Annotated in this window: 6 protein-coding genes; 1 reads left to right on the top strand and 5 read right to left on the bottom strand. The window is 56.6% G+C overall.

From position 1 onward, the window contains the following. Positions 1–293: 293 nt before the first annotated feature. The 5 genes from OZ411_RS42230 to OZ411_RS42210 form a co-directional block, all read right to left on the bottom strand. On the bottom strand, positions 294–1037 hold the full coding sequence (locus OZ411_RS42230) for a GNAT family N-acetyltransferase (protein ID WP_282532700.1): 744 nt from the start codon (positions 1035–1037) through the stop codon (positions 294–296). Continuing rightward, positions 1038–1817, bottom strand: coding sequence for a CPBP family intramembrane glutamic endopeptidase (locus tag OZ411_RS42225; RefSeq protein WP_282532699.1), 780 nt, complete (start codon positions 1815–1817; stop codon positions 1038–1040). Between the two features lie 237 nt (positions 1818–2054). Beyond that, positions 2055–3371, bottom strand: coding sequence for a recombinase family protein (locus OZ411_RS42220; protein ID WP_282532698.1), 1317 nt, complete (start codon positions 3369–3371; stop codon positions 2055–2057). Continuing rightward, positions 3352–3636 carry a recombinase family protein gene (locus tag OZ411_RS42215; RefSeq protein WP_282532697.1) on the bottom strand — a complete coding sequence of 95 codons (285 nt, stop codon included), beginning with the start codon at positions 3634–3636 and terminating at the stop codon, positions 3352–3354. Before OZ411_RS42215 ends, OZ411_RS42220 begins: the two co-directional genes overlap by 20 nt. Before the next feature lie 389 nt (positions 3637–4025). Then, on the bottom strand, positions 4026–5567 hold the full coding sequence (locus OZ411_RS42210; protein ID WP_282532696.1) for a recombinase family protein: 1542 nt from the start codon (positions 5565–5567) through the stop codon (positions 4026–4028). Between the two features lie 453 nt (positions 5568–6020). On the opposite strand from OZ411_RS42210, the gene OZ411_RS42205 reads away from it, so the two are divergent. Beyond that, on the top strand, positions 6021–7373 hold the full coding sequence (locus tag OZ411_RS42205) for an adenylate/guanylate cyclase domain-containing protein (protein WP_282532695.1): 1353 nt from the start codon (positions 6021–6023) through the stop codon (positions 7371–7373). The last annotated feature ends 176 nt before the right edge of the window (positions 7374–7549 follow it).

Genomic DNA, 7549 nt, shown 5'->3' with positions numbered 1-7549 from the left:
GATCAATTCACTCGCCATCCTGGGCGGACTTCACCACCACTACGCCCGCGTTTAGGTTTTCGATACACACCGGAATATTTTCTTGCATCGGACTCGACAGGTTGTGCTGATTTACCCGTCGAGGCCGGGCAAGCAGTCGGGCTGACCGATTTCCGCAGCCACCCCATGTCCGAGTTGGGTCACAAGCGGCGGTGGAGGCGCGCATGGACCGGCGTCCGGTCTGCCACTGACAGCCGACATGATAACGGTTTAAACGTTGTTCTGTTTGGGGCCAGTAACGGACCTTGGGTCGATCAACCTGTAGGCGCAGACTCGGTGTAGTGCTTGAGCTGGAGGGCCATAAGCACTTCATCGTAGTATTGGGTTCCGACCTTCAGGGCCCGTCGCTCCAATCCGTATTCCTCGAAGCCGGCCGCGCCATACAGGCGGCGCGCGGCAACGTTTGAAGCCACCACCGTCAAAGAGATATCTTCGGCCAGGGTCCGGGCGTGCTCGATGACCTGGTTCACGAGGATGGCAGCCAGCCCTGAGCCGCGCGCTTGCGGCCGGACATACATCCCCCACAACACACCCTTGTGCTGAAGCTTGGCGCCGTCTTGCACGCGAAAGCCCGCCACACCGACGAGAGGTGAACTGTTTACCCAGCCACCAAAGACCGTGCTGATTTTCAGGCGTTCCGCCCACCATGAGGTCGGTTTATCGACCTCATGGTCCCAAGATGAGGCGAAGGCCTCGGGGTGAAACTTTAGGCCTTCGAGGCGGAGGTCACGATACTCAACGACGTCGCGCGCGTCCAAGCGGCGCACCTTGAACGAAAACGGCGGAGGAAAGTCGTTAGGCTTGGTCATGACCTTCATATACGCGTCGTTGATATACGTCTGCAACGGGTCAACGGCTGCCTTGGCCCGCTCGCATCGCTTTGTTCGGGTCACCTGCAGTAAGCGGACCTCGTGGCGCTCGGAGCGGGTCAGCCACGGGCCAGAAGTGAACGCCTGCAACGGGGTCCAGTGCCGCATGTTGTCGAAACCGTCGAACAACTAAGTGGCTTGCGCATACCAAGCGATCAACGGATAGGACAGTGTCAGTTGCGCGTTGAAAAGGGCGTGAGCGAGCCAAGCGGGAGAAAGCGATTCGTAGCGCAGGCGCAGCGCGTACGTCACCAGGCCCAGCAAGATCATCGCTGCACCCCAAACGGGACCGAGCGGAATGATATGATTGGCAGCAAAGATCACGGTGCCGAAGGCCAAGATGTTGGAATCTTGCCACCCAACCCGACGCAGCCAAGATACAAAGAGGCCACGGTAGAGAATCTCTTCGGTCACTGGCGTTGTAACGACGAAAAGAAAAACGACGATTGCGATTGACTTCGCGTCATGGAAATCGATCCGAATATCCTGACTTCGATTGCCAGTTGCGGTAGTCAACCAATGTGTCACGATGGGCACGCCGACCGTGACGATCCCGAAGCCAATGATGCTCACGGCTATAGCGGGTAGGGTTAGTCTACGAAACTTAAAGACGTCAGAGCGTAAACCCTGACGTGCTGTCCAGACCCATGCCAATGCTACAGCAAGCCAACTGCCGACTGCGTACGACAGCAGCCCATAGAGCCTGATGCTGGGTGGTGGAGGCAACTCGGCGGGCGCGCCGTGTAGGCTGAGCCACGTTGCCCAGACGGCAACTCCGATGACCGTCAGGATCACGGCTAACGCCATAGGAGCCAGAACCAGCATCAAAGCAATGGTGCTCTGACGCCATTCGAAGCCGGCGCGAGAAACGACGTTCAGGCCGGTGGGCGAACCCTCGCTTTGCGACATGCGACCCATCAACCCCCTCGCTCTACGCGCCCAACTGTACAACAACCTTTGCGGGTTCTCTAGCGGTCACGCACTAAGAGGGAGCGAGAACATCCGCTCTGGGTCACGAGCGGCATTTGACGCCGCGCTGAGCGGCGTCCGATCTAACCCGGTGAGCTGACGTGGCGATCTTCAATGCGGGTTTCGGCAATGGGCCCAAAACCAGACAATTGCGACAAGCTTCGCAGGGCATCGTCATTATGTCGATATGGCCGCAACTTTCGTCATGACGGCCCGCAAAACGTCATCCAGGGTAGGGTAGCGATAGGCTGCGAACCGAGAGCGCGAAGTTGACGTGAGACTGATCCGCTCCTGGGCCATTTCACTTAAGGGTAACAGAAAGTAATCCCTTACCTCTCTGTTAGATTCCTCGTCTAATCTTAGCGCCAGAATAAGTCCGGCTGGCTCTACGACCCGCCGATGAACCAGCCAACAGGGCGCGTGGCGCGGCGCAACGTAATAGCGCGCCATGCGCAGCGAAATGGCGAGCCTGCCGCCAACCGTCATCACTTTGGTTTCCGAATCGAAAACTGCGGCCGCGCCAAGCGCCCGAACGCGCGTGGCAAAAAGCGATGCCTGCCTGGACACCTCAGCGTCAGATTTTTGGCGCGCGTCGAGGTAATCGAAATCGCGCTCTGAGTTGACATACCCGACAAGGCGGAAGGCTTCCCGCAGGCTGCCGAAGCGGTATGCATACAGGGCAGCACTCGGCATTGTGTCCATCGCTGCCATGATAGAGACGCTCAGCTTCCCATTCACCCCCAGCGCCTCCCGCAGCTTCTTCAAGAGTTGCTCATCCGAGAGCCTGACATATTGCTCTTTCAGCAACTCTTGAGCTTTGAGGAAAATACTCTTGTCCACAATTGGCTCGAACAGGCCCGTAGCTCTCACCCATAGCTCTGGCGGGTTCTTCTTCATCACCTGCTTGAGCCGAAACGACTTACGATTATAGACGCTATTGCCGATGTAGGCCTCGTTGCCGAGGATGTTGCGGATCATCGCTTCGGACCACGGCGTTCCCCGATGGTTGGGCACCTGTTCGTTATTGAGCAATCGTGCGATTGACGCTTGGGATCTGCGGTGAACCACGTACTCCCGAAATATTTGGGCGACAACTCGTTGCTCTCGTTCCGGCCCGGGCCGGACCAGGACCCGGTCCGTCTGCAGATGCTTGCGCTGGCCTTTGCTTAAGATGATTCCTCTCGATCTCCGATCTTCATCGACCAACTCGCGCTGGAGTCCGTAGCCAATGGCACCGCCCTGCTTGAATCCAAGGCCGGCTACGCGGCAAGCGCCGGCGTGGACCTTTACCGAAAGCTCTCTTGAATATTCGGCCGCCATCACCCGCTTAAGATTCTTCACAATGCTAGCGATGACGCTGCCATCGTTGTCGAACTCCTCAGCGCAGTAGCAAACCTTGATCCCTGCCTGACGGCAGATGAATTCGTAATAGGCGCTTTCATCGACGTCCTGGAATCTCCCCCAGCGACTCACGTCATAGAAGGATATGGTCAAAGTCCGCCCGACCGTTGTGCACGTCGTCAATCAGCTCAATCAACCCTTCACGGCGGTGAATACGAAGGCCACTCCGGCCCTCGTCCGCGTAGGTGCGAATGATCACAAGATTGTGCTGCGCGGCATACACGGCGATGGCGGCAGCCTGGTTTTGCGTCGAATAGCGCTGATGGTCCGTTGACATCCGGACGTATTGGGCGGCGCGCCCGGCGCTTGTCGGCAACAACAGATCGGACCGGGGGCAAACGATCAACGCGTTGGCCATGTCGTGCCTCCGCTACACTAAGCATGAATCGTCTTTCGATCTTGGCCTCGCTATCCCTTCACGCAGGGAGTTGTTCACGATCAATCCGAGAGAAGCTATTTATGCCGCCATCCATTCTTCATTCCTAAAATATCACAGGAAGGACGATCCGCATCACACGATCATATTTCGCTTGATGTCCGCTATGGGTCAAAAGTTCCGGCGGTCGGCCTACCGTCTCCGCTTTACCTCCGGAAGCTGACAGTTTGAAAGCCGCGGTGGACTTCGCATTTGGGCCACTAGCCGACCTCGCGAGGGGAATCGGCTTAGGTCAGCTAAAGCCAAGCACCGCCCTGGTCTACTTCTTCCGATACTCTCCGATTAGCGGACATTCTGATTACTTGTTGCGGTTATCTTGCAGGCAGCCTGGTCTCCCGGGTAATCCACTCCAACGCGATCGCCAAATCGCCGATCGTCTGAAAACTGACGGCGCCGAGACGCTCTACATCCTCGCCGGTTCCGTTCAAACGGTCGGTTAAGGAAACAGCGCGCAACAACACGTAGTCGTGGATCTCTTCTGCGCCGTTCATCCGAGCCGCAATTATCAGATCAATGCTCGACTTGCGTCGCAGTCTTAAGATCCATCGTGGTTTTGCAGCTTTAGCTTTGAGGCTTTGGAGCATATAAAATTGTGCGGTGAATTTGCCGTTCACAACATAATGCCTCGCCCTGAAATCAAACTGAGCGATCAAACCCAGACTATGCATTTCAGCGAAAAATGCCGAAAGAACGGCTTTGCGCTTCAGAGACGTTTTGCGCTTGGCGGCCGCATTGGCGAACTTCTTCTTTGGACGATAATCTATCAGTTCGTAAGCGTGAATCAGGCTACCGAAGCGGCTTTTGTAGCTTTGAACCCGAGGCGTCGATTCCGCGCCATTAATGATCTTGCTGTTTAACAACCCTTTAGCCTTCAAAAGGCGACTCAGGTTTTCGAGCATGCATTGATCAGACTTACGCCTCGTGAGTTCGGCAAACCTGCTTTGTGCAGCCAGGAACAGGAACGGATCGACCACGGCTTCGAATGCGTTAGCCGAACGAATCCATACTTCTGGAGGGTTCTTCGTCGCTTTCGATTTCAGCTTGCTGGAAGTGCGATTGTAGACATTGTGCCCCATGTACTTATCGTTGCAGAGCATTTTCGATATTGTATTGCGATTCCAAGCGCGACCGTAATGGTTGACGCTCCCCTCCTCATTCAATTCCTTCGCTATCTCAACTTCGTTCTTTCCTTCGACGGCGAACGACCTGAACATGCGTCTAACGACATCCACTTCATCTGCTGGTCCTGGCTTAAGAATGACACGATCTGATTGGATGAATTTTCTCTCTCCGTCGGCCAAAATGGCTCTCTCGCAGCCGCATGCGTCAACTAGCACTCGTCTCAAGCCGTACCCGGCTGAGGCCCCCTGCCAAAAGCCGCGGCGACTCAGCGTACAGTGTCCAGCAAAGACCTTGATCGACAATCGACGGCTATAGTCCGCCGCCTCGGTGCGTTGAACAGCCTTTATGAGTGTAGAGACTAGGCTCCCGTCATTCTTAAAATCTTCAGTACAATAGATGACAGGAACGCCGGACTTCTTGCAGAGATACTCGTAGTAGGCACTCTCATCGACATCCTGAAAGCGACCCCAGCGGCTCACATCGTAAACAAGAACAACGCCGAAATTCGCGTTGCCGGCCCCTACATCACTGAGCAGACGTTTGAAGCCGGGCCTGTCGTTCAGTTGTAACCCGCTGCGAGCCTCGTCGGAGTAGGTTCGTACAATTTCAATGTTGTGAGCGGCCGCATACGCGGCGATCGCTTCTTCTTGGTTCAACGTCGAATAGTCTTGCTCGTCCGTAGACATTCGCAGGTATTGCGCAGCCCTTAAAGCTGAGACACCATCCCGCATGACCGGTCCTCCTTGAGGTTGTGTCGATAGCGACATCGCCTGAAAAGGTCACCGAAACTTTCCGCTTCGGGTCAAAAGCGCCGCTTGGAGGGTCGACCCGTCACTTCCGGCCTACCGCGATAAGCAGACCGTTTCAGAAGCAGCGCGGACTTCGCATTAGGGCCAAATCGGACGTCTCCGAGAGCGCTGAGAGAGACGGACTTTCCCTCTTAGGCGACCTGTCAGACAATTCCGCAGCTTGACGCCCCCGAAGGCGATCACTCAGGGCCGAAGAATTACGGTCAGCATCATTGACGAACCGCACCGCCCACGAGGCGGCGTTCCGGAGATCGACAACGCCTAGTCGCGGGTGTTCAATATTGAACAAGTGCCCGTCCCCGATAACAACAAGGGGGGACACCGAAAGCCGAGTTATTGCCTGCTGCTGCCAACGCTGTGCGTAGGAGGCTCGTGATGTTTAGGCCAAGCATGACCCGCTACGCGATGGCGGGCGAACTAAGCATTGCGTACCAGACCGTCGGTGAGGGGCCGATCGATCTGATCTTTGTTCCTGGCATGGTGACGCAACTCGAGTACCTTCATGAATTTCCAAGTTACGACGAGTTCCTAGAGGGACTGTCGCATTTCGCGCGCGTCGTGACGTTCGATAAAAGCGGCCAAGGGCTTTCAGACCGCTCGTTCGGCGCACCATCGCTCGAACAGCGGATGGACGACATTCGAGCGATCATGGACGACATTGGTACGAAGCGGTGCGTTCTCTTGGGAGGCTCCGAGGGATGTCCGATCGCTTCTCTCTTTGCAGCGACCTTCCCGACGAAGGTCTCTCACCTAATTCTGTTTGGCGGCTTTGCGCGTTTTACGGCCGTCGACGGCTATCCCTACATGAGGTCAGAGGACGATATGATTGGGCGCATGGAGACCATGGCGAAGCATTGGGGTACGGGCGAACTCGCTATTCGAGGATGGCTGCCGAGTTCGCTCTGCAATCCGGACGCGGTCCAGCGATTTGCGACTCTAGAGCGCCTCACGTGCAGCCCCGGCGCGCTGCGGACCATGTATCGCCAGAATATGATGATCGACGTGCGACCGGTCCTTCCAGGAGTGAAGGTACCTACGCTCGTTCTTCACCGAGCGAGGGACGCGCTGGTCCCGCTCGAGAATGGGCAATATCTCGCAAGAAATATCCCGGATGCACGTCTCATCGTTTACGAAGATGCGATAGATCACCTGATCTTCGCGGGTGACATCGGACAAATCGTCAATGACATCCAGAGCTTCGTGACGGGCTCGATAGCGGACGCCTCAATCGGAACGCGCGTCCTCGCAACGGTCTTGTTCACGGATATCGTTCGATCCACCTCTCGGGCTGCGGAGATTGGTGACACGGCATGGCGTTCCCTCCTTAGCGAGCATGATGACTGTTGTCGCAAGACGGTCACTCGTCACCGCGGGTTCCTTGTGAAGACGACGGGCGACGGGATTCTGGCTACCTTCGACGGCCCGGGGCGCGCGATCAAGGCGACGCTCGAGGTTAGAGAGAGGATGGCCAGCTTTGGCATTCCAATCCGAGCCGGATTGCACACGGGCGAGATCGAACTCTTGCCCGGAGACGTCGCGGGCATCGCAGTTCACGCTGCGGCGCGGGTGATGTCCCAGGCTGAAGCTGGCGAAGTGCTCGTGTCACGGGTTGTGAAGGACCTAGTCGCAGGCGGAGGCTTCGATCTGGTGGAGAAAGGGCGCTTCGATCTGAAGGGCCTTCCAGAGGCATGGGATCTTTACGCAGTCGCAATCCGAAAAAACCTCTAATTATCTCAGCGCGATCGCGGGTCCGGATCTGAAAGGTGAGCGGTCGCCTCTGTGTCGCTGTGCGTCAGAGAGCTGCAAAAGAGCGGACATGCCGCGAGGTCCGAGTCGGGTCAAACTGAGAAGAACTGGGAGTGAGTCCATGTTTTCCGCTTTGCCCTCGAATGCGGACATTCATC

It is taken from the genome of Bradyrhizobium sp. Arg237L (assembly GCF_029990105.1).
In the GTDB taxonomy this organism is placed as follows: Bacteria; Pseudomonadota; Alphaproteobacteria; order Rhizobiales; family Xanthobacteraceae; genus Bradyrhizobium.
Note: the sequence above shows the minus strand (reverse complement) of the source record. Positions and strands in the feature narration are given on the sequence as shown.